This window comes from Ohtaekwangia sp. (assembly GCF_036786105.1).
Lineage (GTDB): Bacteria > Bacteroidota > Bacteroidia > Cytophagales > Cyclobacteriaceae > Ohtaekwangia.
On the sequence record NZ_DAIQRQ010000003.1, the window covers coordinates 21,862 to 40,186 of the forward strand.

Consider the following 18,325-nt stretch of genomic DNA (forward strand, 5'->3'; position numbering starts at 1 on the left):
GCAATATGGTTATCCGTTATTCGTTATCCGCAAGAGTCTGTTAACGGTTAACGTGTAACCGTTAACGACTCCCAGGTATACACTATAATCTCGTGCCCACCTGCTTGTCTGGCAGCTCGTAGCCCGCAGCTATCTCAAAGATCGCGGATCCAGATATTCCGATAGCTTACCGGGTTGCCGTGATCCTGCAGGCGGATCGGACCCTTTTCGTAAGCCTTGTATACCGGTAAACCTATATATTCTGTAGGGCCCCAGATCGCTACGTGATTTTGCGAAAGCACTCCATTGTGCACTACGGTTACATAGGCAGGAACAAGAACACGTCCTTCTGCATTAAAGCGTGGTGCGGTAAAGTATATATCGTATACCTGCCACTCTCCGGGCTTGCGGCACGCATTCACCAGCGGTATGTGTTGTTTGTAGATAGAACTGGCCTGGCCGTTGGCGTAAGTCTTGTTGTTGTAGTTATCGAGCACCTGTACTTCGTAGCGTTCCTGCAGAAATATACCGCTGTTACCGCGTCCCTGGCTTACTTGTTTCGGGTCAACCTCCGCAGGTGAGCGCCACTCTACGTGCAATTGAAAATCACCGAACTCTTTTTTCGTCTTTATATCTTTGCTCCCCGCCACTACCGTTACAGCACCATCTTTTATAGTCCACTTCGGGGCCGTGCCATCGATGCATACCCAGTTGTCAAGCGATTTTCCGTCAAACAATACAGTGGCATCCGAAGGTGCATCGCCTGTTTTCTCGGCAGGTGTAATGATGCGGGGTTGTGGTTCCCATATTTCAGATGACTCGGGAGTTTTTTTGTTAGGTTGATCCTGGGCTTGCACGGCATTCGCGGCACCTAACAGTGCCAGTGCCACAAGCAGATGATTGGCTTTTTGCATATTCGTCTGGTTTATTAATTAGAAGTCGTTGGCTATGTCGTTCACTTTTTTCTCCTTGTCTTCTTTCATCATGTTGCGAACAACAGGAGAGGTATATTCCAATATAAGTTCGTGCTTACCGGTTGCTTTGAAACGTAGCATAATGCGATCGCTCTTCCAGAAGTATAATTGGTTTTTCATATCATAGTCCGCCTTGCCGTAGAGCGATTCCAGTGCTTTCATCAGACGCGGATCTTTTTCGGTAGTCACAGTAATCTCGTAGATCAGATCCTTATAGGCCTTCATCTCGATATCTTTCACCCTCACTTCACCAATCTTTTCATAGTCGGTATGCTCCACAGAATATAGCTTGGCCGGGTAAACGTCCTTCTCTTTAAACTCTTTTTTCATTTTGGAGCCTTTCACCGAATCGGCTACAGCGCCCAGCTGAATACCTTTAAAGCCATTTCTCTTTTCAAGCTCCTCAATGCTTTGAGCATGCACCAGGGATACCATTAACAAGAACAGGACCGGAAGGATAGCGCGGATCATGAGTTTAATTTATGAACTTAATCGGAATACTAATCTTTGTTCTGTCCCACATTATCAAAAGGTCTGCCACATCATTTCGCTGGTCAAATTTCATGGTGAGTGGCTCGTAAATAAGGTTGCCAGTAGATTGCACGGGCACATCGAAGCGAATCAGGTCCTGCTTCTGGTTATAATTATACGAACCCCACAGGCCTACATCTTTGTTTACAATGATGGTCCATTTTTCCTTATCGGGTATAGTAAATATAGAATATGTTCCGGCCTTTACCAGGAAGCCTTTAAAGGTAAGGTCTTTGGTAAGCGTGATCTCGGTCGCTTCATTGGCACCAGGGCTCCATTCCTTTCCAAATGGAATAAGCTTGCCAAAAATTTCGCGTCCGTTCTTATAGGGTTGTGAATATGTGAGCTTGACATACGACTCTTTATAACGCATGGAGATAACATCGAGTGGACTGGTTCGCGGACGGATTTCCTGTGTCCATCCTGGAGTGAAAAATACCAGACAGTAAAATGTGAGAATATATCGTGTCATTCGGTTTTAAAGATAATAATTTAGAATTCATCTGCAGATTAAATAGCTGCTAGCCGCAGCTACGAGCTGCTGGGTCGGCTACAGCTATTTCGCGAATGCCTGACAAGGAACATCGATCAACGAATGCCGAAGTATAGAAGCACCATACAATCCATTCACCTCACACGTCTGGTGGCTCGTAGCCAGCAGCCAGCAGTTTAAAAAAAAGCTCGTAGCTTTTTTTTACTTTTACGCCCATGTCTCGTCCTGCTTTTGATGATATCTACATGGAGCTGGCAATAAATCTGGCCAGACGTTCACATTGTATCAAGCGTCACGTTGGTGCTGTGCTTGCAAAAGATACACGCATTATATCCATCGGGTATAATGGTCCGCCGGCAGGAACACACAACTGCGATGAAGAATGGCCCGATACAGGTTGCCCTCGCGATTCCAAGGGAGGGTGTTCACTCGCGCTTCACGCAGAGCAGAATGCTATCTTGTATGCCGTGAAAAATAAAACTTCAGTAGAAGGAGCGACATTGTATATAACGCTGTCTCCCTGCCTGGCATGTTCGCGGATTATTTACTCGATGGGTATCCGTAAGGTGGTATACCTGAATTCGTATGCTCAGTACAAAGGAATACCTTCCGATGAAGGTGTCGACTTCCTTCTAAAGTTTGGGGTAGAGGTGGAAAAGTTTAGCGGGTCACTCACGAACGTGACGCACATGATATAGATTACTGCACTTTCAGTGCTTTTTCGAGATCACCAATCAGCTTAACGGTTATTCCCTTTGTTTTCTTGGTCTTCTCAGCATTGAATACGGTAACAGCGCGGCCTACTGCTTCATATAAACCCGAAGGATTTTTATCGTGACGATAACTGCCTAGGCACCACTCAAGATCGGATTGCAGTTGCTGATCAATTCCTAATTCCTGTAGTTTCTTCAAAGCTTCTTCACTTGCCTTTTCAATATCGAATGAAGGTGTTGCTTTTGCCCGTGTAGTTTTTGCCGGAGCTTTGGTAGCAGTTGCTGTTTTAGCGGTTGTTGTTTTTGCCATGGTTATGAGTCGTTTGTTGTTTTGACTAGAGAAAGTTACGAGTGATGCAAGCGTAAGACAAGCGTCATGTGCATAAAATTTACGCAACCGAATGTGGATCGGGCGATTTGTGATGCTGTTCGCACGCATGTATTGCGTTTCTTTAATACGAGTCACCACCGAACATCAATCAGTTTGCAATGATTAAACGATGGTGTATGCTGTATAATTATAAAGATGACAGTGAATCAATTTGCCGGTGTGCCGGTGATGAATGCATCCGTAACCTATATCTGTTGACCATTATTCATGCCGTCTCGTGTTGTATACTGGTGAATATAGGTAGCTAATGGTAGTTGAAGTGGTGATCATGGATGAATCAGCCGCGCGCAGAGCCACTTAAAGCTGAAGTTTAACAATGTATAGGCATGCACTATGTTTTCAGAGAGACATCTTTGAATGAAAAATAGGTAAGAAACAGCGCTCATGCCATTGTATAGATAAAAAATGAAGAGGAGAGCTGCGATAGGATCAGGATGGAGAGGATGATATGCAAAATGTATAGCGCGTAACGAAGGTGTTATAAAAAACGAAAGGGAAGTAAATCCGATTTACTTCCCTTCGCAAAGTTTCTTAGGTCAAAACCTAATTACTTCTTCTTCTTAGCAGCTTTCTTAGCAGTCTTTTTTGCAGACTTCTTAGCTGCTTTCTTCGCTGATTTTGCCATAGCGTTTTAATTTTATGTTTAAACTATACGAAAAGTAGTAACAAAAAATTTATCCGCAAAAATTTTTCGCAAAAAATTTTTTCAACCAACAATTTTTAACGAGTGATGAAGCAATGATGAACATGCATTGAATAATAAAATGATGTTGTTGATGCGAGATGGAGATGTGATACATATCAACATCATTACTCAAATAACATTCACTTCAGGATGTAGTATAATGTTGAATTTTTCTTTGACACTCGACTGAATATTCATGGCGAGCTCCCATATTTTTTCTCCTTCACCACCTCCGTAGTTCACCAACACAAGCGCCTGATGCTGATGTACACCAATGCTGTTAAATGTTTTTCCTTTCCATCCACATTGTTCTATTAACCACGCGGCAGGTACTTTAAACAAGGCACTTCCAGCAGTATATCCGGGAATATCCGGGTACGTTTTCTTTAACGCTTCGTATAATGATGCATCAATCGTAGGATTTTTGAAGAAGCTTCCGGCATTACCAATCATAGCAGGATCGGGAAGTTTGCTTCTGCGAATGTGGATAACGGCATCGCTGATCGCGCGAACCGATAATTCATGATGGCCTAATGCTTTCATGGTATCCGTTACTGCACCATAACTGCTGTTGAAGCGATGATTTCGCGTGGTAAGTCGTAATGTAACACTCACCATGATGTATTGATCCTTTACTTCCTGCTTGAAAATACTTTCACGATAACCAAAACGACACGCTGCGTTGCTAAAAGTTCTGATCAAACCGCTGCGAACATCAATCGCATCCACACTTTCAATTACATCTTTGATCTCTACACCATACGCGCCAATGTTTTGCATCGGAGCAGCACCCATCGTGCCCGGTATAAGCGATAGATTTTCTACGCCACCCCAGTTATTATCCACGCAGTACATAACCAAAGCATGCCAGTTCTCGCCTGCACCTGCTTTCAACACCACGTGGTCATCATCTTTGTGCATAACTTCTCTTCCTTTGATCTCTATTTTGGCAACAAGGCCATCAAAATCTTTTGTGAAGAGGATATTGCTGCCGCCACCGAGTATCAATACACGCTGATCGCGGAATATATCCGAAGCAACCAGCCGTTGCACATCTTCGATGGAATGAAGGACGGTAAATTCTTTTGCTGTTGCCTGTATTCCAAACGTGTTGAAAGGCGCGAGACTTACATTTTTCTGGATGATCATGTGTCAGATCGATGTGATGATAGTGAAGTATAGCCCATCCGGTAAGGTGCAACGAGCTCTATAATCATGCCCGCCATACATAGAACAGGCCATTGAATGAACCATTCAATGGCCTGTATATAGTTTACGGTGCTGTGAATATGCGTTGTGCCGGATTGCATGGGACAATCTTACGCACTACTTCACGTTCGATGCAACTTCTTCTTTGGAAAGTTTAAAGATACAAATGCGCGGAAAGCGTCCGGCCAGGTAGGTAATGCCGCATACAGCAACTCCTCCGTCCTCGGTAGCAATCAGGCTGCCGATCTGAAACGGATTTGAGAACCCGAGGTAGCGGCTGCCTATAAATGCACCGTCTGCTTCATTGTAAAAATATAGTCCAATCTGTCGTGTTTGTGTATCGGCACCATAGATCAGCACATTCTTTCCGTTCAATGTCGCGCGAAGTATTTTTACTTTGGTGTTGTCAATAAGTTCCAGTAGCGTAAGTCCACCCAGTTGATCGGCATTTTTTTTCTCGGTAGCCGCCAGGGAGAGGTTCGGCAAGAAGTAGTTGTTCCCAAAATTGAATCGTGCGGCTGCATATTTACTCGCACTCAGCGGAACCAGTGCGCTGAAACCTCCTTTGTCGTTATAGCCATTCACATATCCCACCGGTTCTTTGTTATCCGGGTTCAGGTCGGTAAATACCAACGAGAAAGTATAATTCCAGAAACCGTTGAAGTAGTAAATGCCTCCTGCGAGCTGGCCCACATCAAAAGGAAACTGTGTACCCGTGCGCAGGAAATGATTGAGTATCGGTTCTTCGCTATTGTCGCCTTCGCCTACAGTATAGGACTTCGAAGCGGTTACTGCGCCCTCGGTTGTTACCGTAGAGATCACCGAAACCTTGTCGTCTATATTATAGCTGAGCAATACAAATTGATTGCCGCTCAAAGCCAGTGATGCTGCAGCAGGGTAGGTGATGCCACTTACATTCGTGGTTTTAAATCCATCGAGGTTGACGTCTACGGATGCGAGCCGTGCATCTTTACCATTGGCCTTCACGACTGATACCATGCAGAAGAAATATAATTTGTCGTTTATCAGAGACAGTTTTCCTACCGGATTGATCAATGTATCGCCAAGCTCAAGTTCTTTCACAAAATTGCCATACTTATCGGCTTTCAATAAGTAGATGTTGGGAATCTCAGTAGTGTCGGTAACTTTTTCTTCGGCCAGCACAACATAACCACCATCGGCGGTTTGCAGCATGTCTACAGGATTGAACCCTGCATTGAACTGGTTGTTGTCGAAAATTGAAACAAACTGATTCATTTCAGCCTGCGGATTATCGGCTTCTCCACACATGGTAAGGAGGAATGCGGCCGATACTATAAAAGATGATGAAAGTATTTTTCTAAACATAATCGGCATCATTTACGGTCTAATGATTTGAAACCACTCTCCAGGAAGCGTAACGGGAACAAACAACCGACTGATACAGACAGGTTATCCATGTTCAGATCGTCCATCGCATCGCCTATACCGGCCAGACGGTCGTTGCTATACCGGTTCTTGGTAGATGTAATGTTGCTCATGCCATATTTATACTGCACATCGAGGTTAAGACGCACGTTGTTGCCCAACGTATAGTATACACCGGCACCGCCGGTGAAGCCCCAGTAATTTTTCGCAAAAAGATCTTTGGCACCAACCGTAACGGGTTCGTCACTAAATTCATTTTTCCCTCCGGAAGCCTGATCTATACCCGATACGGTAACCGACTTGGTGGCTCCCACACGTATTGCCTGAAACCAACCGATCTGCACATAGGGTCTGAGTTTATTGCCACCCAATTCGTATTTGATGAGCAACGGGATCAATACATGATCTGCTTTCTGCTCCTGTGCGTAGTTCAGCTGCACGTAGTTGGAATTGTTTTCAGTGCTGGTAAGCCAGGTATACTGGTTCGAGTAAGCAAAGCGGCTGTGCTGAAATGTAGGCTGTGTACTGAATGTAAAGCGCTTGTAGTAAAACATGGCTTCCATCGAAAACTGACTTCCCACGAGGTTGAAGTTTTTATATTTCTTGCCACTCGCGGAAGCATCGTAGTTGGTAGGCGATATAATGGAGAAGTTGGTGATTACATTTACCCTGGTGAGGTTCATGCCACCGGTTATGCCAAGCCACCATTGCTTTTCGAGAAAGCGTTCGTTCTCTTTATTCTGTTTGTTATAGGCTGCCGGAGATTTTCGTTTTTTACTTTGCGCCAACGAGACGTTGGCTGCCAGTAAAAGACAAAGCAGCAAGAGGTAAAGGTTTTTCATAAGGGATTGTGGAGGTTCGTTTTTTTATTTTGTGATGACGAGTTTCTTGGCTTCTTTATAAAATCCGGTTTTCAATTCATAAACATACGTACCAACAGGCAAACCGGTAAGATCAACTTCTACTGTATGTTCGCCCGGGGTATATACTCCGTCTACCATCGGCTTTATTTTTTTGCCTTCGCTGGTATAAAGATTTATCGTTACATGATAGGCACTGTTCACACGGAAGTGCACCGTGGTTTTATCTTTCGCCGGGTTAGGATAGCAATCTTCCAGGGCAAAGCGATCGCCTATAAATCCTTCGTTGCCGGTAATGGTTTGCTGTGCGAGGGGTAATGCTTCGAACCGCGTTCCATCCGATGTACTCGTGGTCATCAATCCGCCCTTCGAAGCATCGTCATCGGAATACGGGAATATCTTATCAAGCTGTGTATCACTAACGCCCATCCAGTCGCGCATAATGTTGGCATATACATTCCGGTAATCGTACTGCATGACGAGGTTCGAGCCATTCGTTGCGAACGCATCGCCAATCACACCGGGACGTGCACCTTTGCCGAAGATGAACAACGGTCCGGCTGTACCGTGATCTGTTCCATAACTTGCATTTGAAGTTACTCTGCGCGAAAATTCTGAAGTAGTTACTGTCAGTGCGCGATCTTCAATGCCGCGTGCACGTAAATCTTCCTGAAACGCTTTCATGCTCGTGGCCACGTGATACATGAGCGCTGCATGCGATCCCATGGTTGGATCATACTTCTCTACCTGATCGGCATGCGTATCAAACCCTCCGATCTTTACCAGGAACACGCGTGTTTTACATTCGGTGCTCAACAGGCGCGCCACCAGTTTCAATTGTTTTTGTAATGGATTACGCAAACTTCCTGAAGGAGCATTAAAAGGATATGATTCCGGATAGGTTACGGTTGTTGGCTGGCTGTTCTTCAGCAGTGCAATCAATCGCTCGGTATAGCTTTGTGTTTTATCTTCCAGATCAAGAATCCATTTTAACTCTTTATAATAGTAAGAGTCTTTCAGATACTCCGGAGGTATACCGCGTGGATCGGTTGATTGATTTTCAAAGAACCCTTCCAGGTTGGTGAGATCGTCAAGTCCGTCTTCCGATAAAGTAAATGAGGTAGGTATATTTCCCTCCTGGTGAAAGATGAGCGATTCGTCATTGCCAATCTCAATGGCCAGCGGATCTTTCATGTCTGCAGTCGGAAAATCTTCCGGGTAACGATCGGGTGCATATTCTCCCTGCAGGTAACGGCCCAGCCATCCGGATTGAAAGTAATCGCTATAAGAGCCACCCATAAATTGTATATCGCGTCCGCGAAAGTGCGAGCCGTTGTTATTCTTATACGATACACCTTGCACGATCGTCATGCGGCCCTGATCGTACAGCGTTTTCATTGCGATCATGTCCGGATGAAGACCGATCTGCGCATTTTCATCCAGGGTGCTGTCGAGCGGTACATATTTACGCAAACTGTTGGCAGCAGGTATTGCAATGTTGGCACGCTTGCTATAGTATTCGGCATACTTTGCTATCGGTATACAGCAATTCAAACCATCATTACCCCCGTGCATTTGCAGAATGATCAATACACGGTCGGTACTGCCGGCAGCTGCAGCAAGCTTTGTCAGGGTGTTATCCTGGCCCATTACCCGCATGGTTATTCCCTCTATTGTAAAAGGAATACTCATCGCTAAAGGAAGTTTCTTTAAGAAATCTCTTCTTGATTTATTCATATATAGGGTAGGGTGAAGGTTAGGCTAATTGATATTCGGGCGATTGTAAAATAGTATTGAGCAACCGGTTCAGCCACAGGCGTAGTTCTTCCAGGTCGGTTCCTGCATTCCAGGTGGTGGTCCAGTATCCTTCCGGATCGGTGTTCACATCGGTAAGGAAGCGCTTCTTGAAATAGATAAGTCGCTTGGCGGTGAGGCTGGCCGTTGTATCGGCACCATCGGTAAAGGTGAGATCATCGTGGTGCGGCAGCAGGTATATTACTAATTCTTTTACCAGTGCCTCAGCATTCGCAGCTACGCCGGCAAAGTTAGCTTTGATAAACTCATAGCTGTTTACGGTGAGCGGATCGAGCGGGGCAGTGGCATCCAGCAGCTTCTCTATAAATATATAGCGTTTGCTCAGCGAGCTGGTGGTGATCCAGTAACGATGAAACACCGGGAATTGATGATACGCTTCATATCCCGCTACATCATACGGATTATAGTATGCCATACCCAGGTTTTCTACTTCGCTGAGTATTTTGCTCGTCATGGCATAAAACTGTTCTGTTTGTGTGCTGAGATCAGGCAGCTGCACATTAAAGAATTTCAACGTGCCAATGATGAGATCGATCGGTGATTTAATCAATCCGCCATACCCATCATCTGTAACACCGGCGGCGGCATCATAAAAATGCTGACTGCGCAATAAGTTCTCGATTACGGGCTGCAGCTTGAAGTTATTCGCCTTGAATGTATTGGCCATTTCTTCAATAACATTTGCTTCGATAGGGTCTGTCTCTGCTTTTGTATGCGGCGCCCACACAAAGAAACGGTATACCTTGCGGCAGATGTGCCGGGCGGTTTCATCCTGCTCGTATATCAGATCGATAAGCTTGGTGATCTCATCCAATGCGCTGTCCTCGGTGGGAGTGCCCGCAGGCATTAACAGGGGGTCGGGAGTAATTGTATTATCAGGGAATAATGTGCTTTTAAAATTTGAACTGAATTTTTTGGGTTTGGTTTCATCATTATCGTGCGAAGAAGCATTGGTTCCGGTCTCGCTTCCCTTTACTTTACCACGCGGAAGATTGGTATCTGGATCGATGTTCTTGTAAGTATCATCAACATCCCAGCCGGTTAAGATGCGTGCTGCGGTTTTTACATCGTCTTCCGTATATACACCGTAGTCGCCTTCCTGCCCGGAAGTAGCCGGCGGATCTACTTCAAGACCACGACCTATTGAGTATAATTCCAGCAGCTCGCGTGCATAATTTTCGTTGAAGCTTCCCTTTACATTGAGCTTGCCATCGAGTAATTCCAACATGGCGTTGTCAACACTGACTTTTACTGTGAGTGTTTTGAAATTTACGGCAGCATTGGCCGAAGTAGCATCGAGTGCAAACTGGCGGAAGAGCTGGTTCTGATAATATATAGAGCGGGTGTTACCAACCTTTTCGGTGCGCATGGTAAAGTGCGTGTGCAGAAAATGTACAATCTTTTCGCGCGCACTATAGGCTAGCGAGCTGTTCATCATCTGGCCGAGGAACCAGCCCAGCAGGTAGTTCATCAAGTCTCTATTTTCGCTGTTAGCTCCTGTCGTACCGGTAGTTACCCATTCTGAACCGGTTTTAGGATCGATGGGTAATACAGGATCTGAAAGCGTTTGTCTGAAAAGTTGAGTGATAGCTTGCGCAGGAGTGAGTGCTGCAAAGGAATCGATCTGTTGTTTGGTGGCACCAAATGTTGCTCTTCGGAGCAAATGGGCGGCTCGTTTCTGGCCCAGGGCTCCTCCATATTCGGGTAGTGGCATATAATGTAGGGTAGTTTTGGATGCTTTTAATCCAATAATCTTTACAAATTAATTCCAAATGGGTGATAAACTGCATTAGCTTCCGATAATTGAAACTATTTTCCTATGGTTTTGAGTCACCAGGGTATGAGCCGCAAAGAACAATGATACGCTGTGTTGTGTTTATCAGGTATAGATTGCGTTTGCACGGGTATATATAGCGACTATTTTTGCTGATACTATGAAGATTATAGAATGTCCGCGCGATGCGATGCAGGGACTTGAGAAGTTCATTCCCACCGAGCAGAAAATACAATATCTTAATCAACTATTAAAGGTTGGTTTTGATACGATCGACTTCGGGAGCTTTGTATCACCGAAAGCGATACCACAGCTTCGGGATACAGCCATTGTACTCGAACACCTGCAATGGAGGGAGAGTCGTTCCAGGTTGTTGGCGATTATCGCCAACACGCGTGGAGCAGAAGAAGCCTGTAAGCACGAAGGGATTACCTATCTCGGTTTCCCGATGTCTATATCGGAAACATTTCAGCAGCGCAATACCAATAAGTCAATTGCTGAAGCACTCAACACCATTGCTGAAATTCAAAATCTTTGTGCTGCATCCGGTAAAACATTGGTGACCTACATCAGCATGGGCTTTGGTAATCCGTATGGAGATCCGTATGATACTTCTATTGCAGAACAATTTGTAGATATCCTGATCACACTCGGGTGTAGCATTATATCGCTGGCCGATACCATTGGTGTTTCGAATCCCGATAATATCAGAACGCTGTTCTCAACACTCTCGGCACGTTACCCAGCCATAGAGTTGGGTGTACATCTGCATTCAACGCCAGTCACGGCCACGGAAAAGATTGTGGCTGCCTACCAAGCCGGATGCAAGCGCTTTGATGGTGCTATTCGCGGGTATGGTGGTTGCCCGATGGCAGAAGATGAACTGGTAGGGAATGTAGCTACCGAAAACATTTTGTTCTGTCTGGAACAGCACGGTATAAATACAGGAGTAGACACAAAGGCATTCGCGGAAGCGTTAAAATTGGCTGACGAAATATTTCCAAAGCATTGAAAATATTACTTCCTGACTTTTGTGGCCCGATATTCGTTTACTTTTGTTTAAATTCGATGATATGAAAAAACATATTTTAGTTGCGTGCGTCATCCTTTGTTCTGGAATTGCTGCGATGGCACAAACGGCCAAAGACTATACACAAAAAGGTCGCGAATTATACGAGCGCAACGAGTTCATGGAGTCATTGCTCAACGTAAACAAGGCGATTGAATTGGATCCGAATTATGCCGTGGCGTATTACCTGCGCGGCAATATCAAAGATCGTTTCGATGACCGCCACGGTGCCATGAAAGACTATAATATAGCGATTGAGAAGAATCCGAAATTTGCCGATGCATTCTTTTCACGAGGCAATGTAAAGATGAAGCTGCAGGATTATTATGGCGCCATTACCGACTTCAGCTCTGCCATCAATATCAACGAAAATTATATCGAAGCGTACTTCAACCGCGGAAAGGCAAAGCAATTTCTGCAGGCATACGAAGATGCCATCAACGACTGCTCCAAGATCATCCAGATCAACCCTAAAAATGTAGATGCTTACTATATGCGTGGCATTCTGCGAATTGATTTCGGTGATGTAAAGAATGGCTGCCTCGATCTTAGCAAGGCAGGCGAGCTCGGCGATCTCAAAGCTTACGAAGTCATTAAAGAAAAATGTAATCAGAAGACACAGGAGAATGACGGCAGCTATTAGGTGTACGTTATCTGTTACAGGTTAATAGTTACAGGTTATTAGTAGTTATCTGTGATTTCTGTGGGAAATAAATGCATTTTTGTTCCTATAAGCTATTCGTTAGTCGTTAATGGCTAGTTATACGTTAATAGTTTAACAGCCCCTGTAGGCATGCATCTGACTCGGACGTAGGGTAAAAACAATAACGATTAACTGTTAACGTGTAACTGATAACGGTTTTAAACTGCTTACCCTATATCTTCATAAAAATCTTTGCATCCAGATCCATAATGGCGAACTTGCGATTATCGATCAGAGGCATCACGGCATCATAAAAACCAATGATGAGCAACCCGCCCGGGTTCAGGGCATTATAGAATTTATCAAACAGCTTTACTTTTGTGTCGTTATCGAAGTAGATCATTACGTTGCGGCAGAAGATTATATCGAAGTGATACGAATATGAATCGGTGATGAGGTTGTGATAGTTGAATGTTACATGCCGGTTTAGGGATGAATCAAGTACAAAGTTTTGATCATTTTTCTGGTAGTGCCATTTTAGCGAACCTTGTAAATTATACTCTTTATAATTGCGTTCGTATTCAGCAAGTTTTGCAATAGAATACTCGCCGCGTCTGGCTGTTTCCAGCGCTTGCTTGCTGATATCGGTTGCCCAGGAGCGAATGCTCTGCTTGTGTATGGATTCGCGGGCTACAATGTTCATAGTATAGATCTCTTCACCGGTTGAACATCCGGCATGCCATATCGAAAGTAGCGATTTGGATTGCAATTCATTGTTCAACAGCGTCCTCATCTTTCTCCAAAGAATCGGGTCACGAAACATAGCCGTAAGGCCTACGCTGATCTCATCCATAAACGAATAAATGAATGTCTGATCGGCGAGTATACGTATCCAGAGGTGGTGGATTCCTTCCATTCCAAAAACGCTCATGGCACGAATAACCCTCCTTTTCAAAGATTGCTTTTCGTAACCTGTAAAGTCTATGCGATGCCGGTTAAAAATCGCATCCGTAAGGGAGCAAAGCTCCTCATCGTTAATAGTGATATAATTGGTGTGTTGATATGTTAATCGATTCATTCACATTCAATCGGAATGTCTGTAAAATATTTTGTTGGGTTTTATATCCTGATTTAGTTGATGGTTGTGAAGATATCCTGATCGACCACCCATACAAAGCAAGGCTTTAACTCCGGATAGCTTAGAATTTTGAAATGTATAGCGATAACATATACTCCGGAAACATCTTCTGCGAAGTCATCAAAAATTACACTTGCCAGTTCAGATGCAAACGGGCGAACCATTACCGGCACGTTACCATATATTTTCAACCCAAGCTCATTGGCAAGTTTGGTGATTACCGAAGCGGACAGGATGTTATCCAGTTCTTTAATAAACTCCTCCCGTATCGTGAGCACAGATGCATCTTTTCCATATATACCACCCGAAAGAATTTCAAACTCCTGGTTGGTCATTAGTAAATAACTTTTGCCAAATACATTCCCAATGATTTCGGTGGTGACCAGTAAATTTGATTTATCGGCTTTTAGATTGCAGAGCCCTTTTACATCATCGTCTTCTACGGTATGAACACCTTCGTGAACGATCTTATAATCAACCGGTATATTTGCAAACTGAGTAAATGAACTCACAGCATGAACAAAGCCTTTTTCGAACGCTGATTTCGCTCGGCTTTCTGATTCTTTCGTGAAACGATGTGTGATCATATAACTTTTTTGTTGGTTTGATTATGATGTATAGTTTGTAAAATACCGGGAACGCTTAGTACGAGGCAAACATGGCCGTTTCCAAGAATGGTAACACCACTCACTAGCGTTACATCTTTTACCGGTTCGCGCAGTGGCTTTTCGATGATCTCTTTTTGCTGAAGCAACTTGTCAACAATAAGCCCCAGCTGTTTTCCATGAAATGAAACAATAACAATTTCGAGCCGGCTTTCCGGATGAAGAGCATGAAAGGCATCCAGCGGTGTGGTACCATGTTCATTTTTATACTGCAGCAAATCCGTGAGAAAGAAGAGTGGAATGGTTTTGCCAAGATATACAGTGAACAGCGTTTGAGATACAGAATGTATTGCTGAACGATAGATGGACGTAACGGCCTCAGTATAGTTGAGCGGAATGGCAAACGTTTCGCGGTCGAGTTCAAAGAGCAATGCAGGTTTAACCGCCATGGACATCGGCAAACTTAGCCTGAACGTTGTACCTTGCCCAACAATAGATTCAACCTGAATGCTGCCGCCAATAGAATCCAATGCTTTCTTGACTATATCCATGCCTACACCGCGGCCTGCCAGGCTGGTAACACTATCGCGGGTGGAAAAGCCAGGTTCAAAAATGAGTAATTGTACATCCTGCTCGCTGAGCTGATCTATTTCATGCTGACTGAGCATCTTTTTTTCAACAGCCTTTCTTTTAATCTGTTGAAGATTTATACCGGCACCATCATCTTGTATGGTAATAACCACAGCATCGGCTTCATTGCTTGCTGTAAGTGTAATGGTGCCTGTGGCCGGCTTTCCAACAGCTTGACGTTGTTCTGGTGTTTCAAGACCGTGGCTGATGGCATTGCGTATCAGGTGTACGAGTGAATCGCTGGTAGCCTGAAGTATATTCCGGTCTATTTCAGTATCGGCTCCTTCAAGCACAAGGTTGGCAGTTTTACCTTCCAGTATAGCGGCATCGCGAACGATGCGGTGAAATTTGTTGAACAGAAATTCAATCTGCACCAGCCGTACATCCATTACCGAGTATTGCAGGTCGGAAAGTGTGCGATTGAAGCGCGCTAATTGACCACCCGCGGTATAACTATCTTGAAGAATACTTACAATCCGGTCGCGTTCAATAATAAGTTCTCCTACCAGGTTGAGGAGGTTATCCAGTTTTTGCACCGGCACTTGTACAAGCTCCGAAAATACAATTCTGCTATCATCTTTATCTTCGGTAGGTGCTGTTTCAGCTTCTGTTTCTTCTGCCACTATAGCCGGCGGTGGGCTAACTTCGTGTATGGCGATTATTTTTTCGCGGAGCAATACTTCCAGCTTCGTTTTGATGCCGCGATACTGTACATTTTTAGGATGTTTTATTGCGCGGATCAATTCACTCACTATATCCGCAGCGCGGTATATCGATGTAAACATGTCGGCATCGATCAGCAGTTTACCATCACGTACAGCGGCAAAGAGATCTTCGAGCACGTGCGTCATTTCCGCGATCTTGGTATAGCCCATACCGGTAGCATTTCCCTTGAGGGTGTGCATGTTCCGGAACAGTGACTTGATGATGGAAGCATCCGTCGGATTTTTCTCCAGGTTGGTGAGCAGCCGGTTTATCTCGGTTATCTGCTCAATGGCTTCCGCCAGAAATATCTCAAGGTATTCTTGTTCTTTGGTACTCATGAACGATAAACACTTCTGGTGATAAATGCAGGTATTTCGCTTACAGACATTTGATACAATGCGGCGCCTGATTCGAAAGCTGCTTTCGGCATGCCGTATACAACCGATGATGCCTCATCTTGTGCAATGGTATATCCGCCTTGTTCTTTTATTTTTTGCAAACCATATACACCATCTTTACCCATGCCGGTGAGTACGATCGCCAGCGTACGCTTGCCAAATACGGCGGCCATCGATTCGAACAGGCAATCGATAGACGGGTTGTTGAACTCCCGGTATACATCGGGAACGTAGGTGAAAACGGGTTGGGAATTTCTTTCGACTATCCGGATGTTGGCAATGCCGGGAGCCAGGTATATATGTGCCGGTTGCAGTGGCTGCCCATCCTGTGCTACTACAATGTTCCTTCCGGAAGTTTCCTGCAGCCTTCGTGAAAATGACTCGATAAAGGATTGCGGCATGTGCTGGGCAATTACTACCGGTATAGCCAGTGTAGGAGGAAGGTGGTTGATGATATATTCGATCGTCTTCGGGCCTCCTGTCGATACACCTATACCGATGATATCGAACCTTGTTTTTCTTGAGGACTCCCAAGCAGGAATTTCCGGCTGTGTATAGCGGATAAGCGATGCCCTGTGCACCAGTCTTTTCAAAGAGGTATATCCTTTTTGTATTTGGGCACTATCAGGTTTCTGTACATAGGCAAATGCACCCGCATCCAGCGCTTCGGATATGCGCGGATCATATCGCTTCAGTGAACTGAGCAGGATAATCGGAAGAGGCATCTCCGTCATCATTTTTTTTACAAAATAGCACCCGTCATACTCTGGCATTTCCATGTTCGTGATCGCTACATCCGGTTTCAGCTGCTTCGATTTATGCACCCCCTCGAACCCGTTTTTGGCACGACCTGCTATATCGATCAGTGGATCTTCACTAAGCAGGTCGGAGAGCAGGATGCGCATAAAGCCTGAATCGTCTATCAGTATGATCTTAATTCTATTTGCCGGCACAACAGATTATAGCGCTTGAATGGTCTGAAGTAATTGTTCCGGAGTAAAAGGCTTTACAATATAACCACGTGCTCCGAGACCTAATCCTTCCTGGATAACAGACTCCTGACCCACCGCACTGATGATAATTACCTGAGCTGATAATTCTCCTGAGCGGTATGCTCTCAGTATATCCAGCCCAATCATATCCGGGAGTATATTGTCAAGTGTAATAATATCGGGCTGAAGCTCAAATGCCATATCAATGGCCTGTTCGCCTGTGGCGGCTTGTCCAACCACTGTATATCCATTTTGCTCCAGCGCATCCTGGATTTGCATTCGCATATAGCGTGAGTCATCAACGATTAATACATTTTTAGACATAGTCGAATTTTTAAAATCAGATAGCGTATGTTTTGAGTTCTGATGTGAATATCGTAAGCTCTTGCGTTACGCTGTTAAAGCGTGCCGTGCGTGATATATATCCACCGGTATCGGTGGCTGCAATATATACTTTGTGTGTGCGAAGAAACGAGATTACCGATTCTGTATTGTTGTGACCGCAGGATGCCAGTGTTGAAACTATCCGGGCACCCCCAACAACCTTGGCGCGAAGATTGGCCAGATCGCTTCCCAACGATTGGAATCCTTCCATCAGTTCAGAAAGTAATTCATCGGCACCGCGCATGTCGGCATTGCCCTCGCCCGGAGGTAAAGGAATGTGTGCACCTCCGGAAATATTACGGAGTTTATCGGTTACGAAGAGACCTATGCAGGAGCCGAGCCCATGGCAAACAAATTCCACCGGCCCTTTACACACCTTCACTTCGTTGATCGATAGTGCCTTGGAAATCATTCTGCAACGGCTTTGTTTACGTATTGTTTTACTTCCTGCTGACCGAGCACACGCAGAATATCAATAAGCACAATCAGGCGATTGTCGCGTTTTACTATACCGGTGATATAGGATTGATCGTGCGCATGATTACCGGTGAAGAACGACTCTTCTACATCGGCAGAAGATATGGTAAGTGTGTTCGGTACTTCTTTTACCCGCACACCCATTTTAAATTCAGAGTGGTTAATAACCAGTGTGAAACTCTTTTCGTTGATTGATGTAACCTGTTTTCGGGGTATACCAAACTTTTCTTCCAGGTCCAGCAGGGCAATGATGTTTCCGCGAATGTTTCCGACACCGAGTATATATGCAGGAATCTGCGGCATGCGTGTAATTACCGGAGTGATGGCTACTTCCTTGATCTGATCGATGGTAATGCCATATTCTTCATCTCCCAGGCGAAACACTACAATTTGTCGTGTGCCCTGATGAAATAACGGCTTGATATCTTCTTTTGATAGCATATTCATGTTAGT

19 protein-coding genes are annotated in these 18,325 nt (G+C 44.7%); 3 read left to right on the top strand and 16 right to left on the bottom strand.

The annotated features are described in order from the left end of the window. Positions 1 to 134 precede the first annotated feature (134 nt). The 3 genes from V7Q33_RS02165 to V7Q33_RS02175 are packed head-to-tail and all read right to left on the bottom strand — an operon-like array spanning position 135 to position 1,956. On the bottom strand, positions 135 to 893 hold the full coding sequence (locus tag V7Q33_RS02165; RefSeq protein ID WP_331975925.1) for a 3-keto-disaccharide hydrolase: 759 nt from the start codon (positions 891 to 893) through the stop codon (positions 135 to 137). 18 nt (positions 894 to 911) lie between these two features. Then, on the bottom strand, positions 912 to 1,424 hold the full coding sequence (locus V7Q33_RS02170) for a hypothetical protein (RefSeq protein ID WP_333818750.1): 513 nt from the start codon (positions 1,422 to 1,424) through the stop codon (positions 912 to 914). 4 nt (positions 1,425 to 1,428) lie between these two features. After that, on the bottom strand, positions 1,429 to 1,956 hold the full coding sequence (locus tag V7Q33_RS02175) for a DUF2911 domain-containing protein (protein ID WP_333818751.1): 528 nt from the start codon (positions 1,954 to 1,956) through the stop codon (positions 1,429 to 1,431). A gap of 236 nt (positions 1,957 to 2,192) precedes the next feature. Here V7Q33_RS02175 and V7Q33_RS02180 point away from each other — a divergent pair, with 236 nt between their 5' ends. Continuing rightward, positions 2,193 to 2,675, top strand: a complete 483-nt coding sequence (locus tag V7Q33_RS02180) for a deoxycytidylate deaminase (RefSeq protein ID WP_331975931.1) — start codon at positions 2,193 to 2,195, stop codon at positions 2,673 to 2,675. A 1-nt stretch (position 2,676) separates the two neighbouring features. On the opposite strand, the gene V7Q33_RS02185 is transcribed toward V7Q33_RS02180, so the two are convergent. From V7Q33_RS02185 to V7Q33_RS02210, 6 genes are all read right to left on the bottom strand, one after another. Next, complete coding sequence (locus V7Q33_RS02185) at positions 2,677 to 3,129, bottom strand: hypothetical protein (RefSeq protein ID WP_331975933.1); 453 nt, start codon at positions 3,127 to 3,129, stop codon at positions 2,677 to 2,679. 766 nt (positions 3,130 to 3,895) lie between these two features. Continuing rightward, positions 3,896 to 4,915: a UDP-N-acetylmuramate dehydrogenase gene (murB, locus tag V7Q33_RS02190; RefSeq protein ID WP_331975935.1), complete on the bottom strand. Its 1,020-nt coding sequence runs from the start codon at positions 4,913 to 4,915 to the stop codon at positions 3,896 to 3,898. Positions 4,916 to 5,092: 177 nt separating this feature from the next. Further along, positions 5,093 to 6,322, bottom strand: coding sequence for a hypothetical protein (locus tag V7Q33_RS02195; RefSeq protein WP_331975937.1), 1,230 nt, complete (start codon positions 6,320 to 6,322; stop codon positions 5,093 to 5,095). An 8-nt stretch (positions 6,323 to 6,330) separates the two neighbouring features. After that, positions 6,331 to 7,224, bottom strand: a complete 894-nt coding sequence (locus V7Q33_RS02200) for a hypothetical protein (RefSeq protein WP_331975939.1) — start codon at positions 7,222 to 7,224, stop codon at positions 6,331 to 6,333. 24 nt (positions 7,225 to 7,248) lie between these two features. Next, entirely contained in the window at positions 7,249 to 8,979 is a 1,731-nt protein-coding gene (locus V7Q33_RS02205; RefSeq protein ID WP_333818752.1) for a DUF1501 domain-containing protein, read from the bottom strand. Between the two features lie 19 nt (positions 8,980 to 8,998). After that, positions 8,999 to 10,771 (bottom strand): DUF1800 domain-containing protein, encoded by a 1,773-nt coding sequence (locus V7Q33_RS02210; protein ID WP_333818753.1) that lies wholly within the window; start codon positions 10,769 to 10,771, stop codon positions 8,999 to 9,001. A gap of 220 nt (positions 10,772 to 10,991) precedes the next feature. Here V7Q33_RS02210 and V7Q33_RS02215 point away from each other — a divergent pair, with 220 nt between their 5' ends. After that, on the top strand, positions 10,992 to 11,843 hold the full coding sequence (locus V7Q33_RS02215) for a hydroxymethylglutaryl-CoA lyase (RefSeq protein ID WP_333818754.1): 852 nt from the start codon (positions 10,992 to 10,994) through the stop codon (positions 11,841 to 11,843). A gap of 61 nt (positions 11,844 to 11,904) precedes the next feature. Continuing rightward, positions 11,905 to 12,543, top strand: coding sequence for a tetratricopeptide repeat protein (locus V7Q33_RS02220; RefSeq protein WP_331975946.1), 639 nt, complete (start codon positions 11,905 to 11,907; stop codon positions 12,541 to 12,543). Between the two features lie 232 nt (positions 12,544 to 12,775). Here V7Q33_RS02220 and V7Q33_RS02225 read toward each other — a convergent pair whose 3' ends face one another. From V7Q33_RS02225 to V7Q33_RS02255, 7 genes are read right to left on the bottom strand one after another with little or no spacing between them, the layout of a single operon-like run. Further along, positions 12,776 to 13,621, bottom strand: a complete 846-nt coding sequence (locus V7Q33_RS02225) for a CheR family methyltransferase (protein WP_333818755.1) — start codon at positions 13,619 to 13,621, stop codon at positions 12,776 to 12,778. A gap of 53 nt (positions 13,622 to 13,674) precedes the next feature. Next, positions 13,675 to 14,268: a hypothetical protein gene (locus V7Q33_RS02230; RefSeq protein ID WP_333818757.1), complete on the bottom strand. Its 594-nt coding sequence runs from the start codon at positions 14,266 to 14,268 to the stop codon at positions 13,675 to 13,677. Continuing rightward, positions 14,265 to 15,959, bottom strand: a complete 1,695-nt coding sequence (locus V7Q33_RS02235) for a chemotaxis protein CheA (RefSeq protein ID WP_333818758.1) — start codon at positions 15,957 to 15,959, stop codon at positions 14,265 to 14,267. The genes V7Q33_RS02230 and V7Q33_RS02235 overlap by 4 nt, the downstream gene beginning before the upstream one ends. Continuing rightward, positions 15,956 to 16,972, bottom strand: coding sequence for a chemotaxis-specific protein-glutamate methyltransferase CheB (cheB, locus tag V7Q33_RS02240; protein ID WP_331975954.1), 1,017 nt, complete (start codon positions 16,970 to 16,972; stop codon positions 15,956 to 15,958). Before cheB ends, V7Q33_RS02235 begins: the two co-directional genes overlap by 4 nt. A 6-nt stretch (positions 16,973 to 16,978) precedes the next feature. Beyond that, positions 16,979 to 17,335, bottom strand: coding sequence for a response regulator (locus V7Q33_RS02245; RefSeq protein WP_331975956.1), 357 nt, complete (start codon positions 17,333 to 17,335; stop codon positions 16,979 to 16,981). Positions 17,336 to 17,351: 16 nt separating this feature from the next. After that, positions 17,352 to 17,807: a chemotaxis protein CheD gene (locus V7Q33_RS02250; protein WP_331975958.1), complete on the bottom strand. Its 456-nt coding sequence runs from the start codon at positions 17,805 to 17,807 to the stop codon at positions 17,352 to 17,354. Beyond that, positions 17,804 to 18,319, bottom strand: a complete 516-nt coding sequence (locus V7Q33_RS02255) for a chemotaxis protein CheW (protein ID WP_333818759.1) — start codon at positions 18,317 to 18,319, stop codon at positions 17,804 to 17,806. The genes V7Q33_RS02250 and V7Q33_RS02255 overlap by 4 nt, the downstream gene beginning before the upstream one ends. Positions 18,320 to 18,325 lie beyond the last annotated feature (6 nt).

Coding starts and splice junctions, on each gene's coding strand:
- V7Q33_RS02165 (WP_331975925.1), bottom strand. CDS start 893: ATGCAAAAAGCCAATCATCTGCTTGTGGCACTGGCACTGTTAGGTGCC.
- V7Q33_RS02170 (WP_333818750.1), bottom strand. CDS start 1,424: ATGATCCGCGCTATCCTTCCGGTCCTGTTCTTGTTAATGGTATCCCTG.
- V7Q33_RS02175 (WP_333818751.1), bottom strand. CDS start 1,956: ATGACACGATATATTCTCACATTTTACTGTCTGGTATTTTTCACTCCA.
- V7Q33_RS02180 (WP_331975931.1), top strand. CDS start 2,193: ATGTCTCGTCCTGCTTTTGATGATATCTACATGGAGCTGGCAATAAAT.
- V7Q33_RS02185 (WP_331975933.1), bottom strand. CDS start 3,129: ATGCGTGCGAACAGCATCACAAATCGCCCGATCCACATTCGGTTGCGT.
- murB (WP_331975935.1), bottom strand. CDS start 4,915: ATGATCATCCAGAAAAATGTAAGTCTCGCGCCTTTCAACACGTTTGGA.
- V7Q33_RS02195 (WP_331975937.1), bottom strand. CDS start 6,322: ATGTTTAGAAAAATACTTTCATCATCTTTTATAGTATCGGCCGCATTC.
- V7Q33_RS02200 (WP_331975939.1), bottom strand. CDS start 7,224: ATGAAAAACCTTTACCTCTTGCTGCTTTGTCTTTTACTGGCAGCCAAC.
- V7Q33_RS02205 (WP_333818752.1), bottom strand. CDS start 8,979: ATGAATAAATCAAGAAGAGATTTCTTAAAGAAACTTCCTTTAGCGATG.
- V7Q33_RS02210 (WP_333818753.1), bottom strand. CDS start 10,771: ATGCCACTACCCGAATATGGAGGAGCCCTGGGCCAGAAACGAGCCGCC.
- V7Q33_RS02215 (WP_333818754.1), top strand. CDS start 10,992: ATGAAGATTATAGAATGTCCGCGCGATGCGATGCAGGGACTTGAGAAG.
- V7Q33_RS02220 (WP_331975946.1), top strand. CDS start 11,905: ATGAAAAAACATATTTTAGTTGCGTGCGTCATCCTTTGTTCTGGAATT.
- V7Q33_RS02225 (WP_333818755.1), bottom strand. CDS start 13,621: ATGAATCGATTAACATATCAACACACCAATTATATCACTATTAACGAT.
- V7Q33_RS02230 (WP_333818757.1), bottom strand. CDS start 14,268: ATGATCACACATCGTTTCACGAAAGAATCAGAAAGCCGAGCGAAATCA.
- V7Q33_RS02235 (WP_333818758.1), bottom strand. CDS start 15,959: ATGAGTACCAAAGAACAAGAATACCTTGAGATATTTCTGGCGGAAGCC.
- V7Q33_RS02245 (WP_331975956.1), bottom strand. CDS start 17,335: ATGTCTAAAAATGTATTAATCGTTGATGACTCACGCTATATGCGAATG.
- V7Q33_RS02250 (WP_331975958.1), bottom strand. CDS start 17,807: ATGATTTCCAAGGCACTATCGATCAACGAAGTGAAGGTGTGTAAAGGG.
- V7Q33_RS02255 (WP_333818759.1), bottom strand. CDS start 18,319: ATGAATATGCTATCAAAAGAAGATATCAAGCCGTTATTTCATCAGGGC.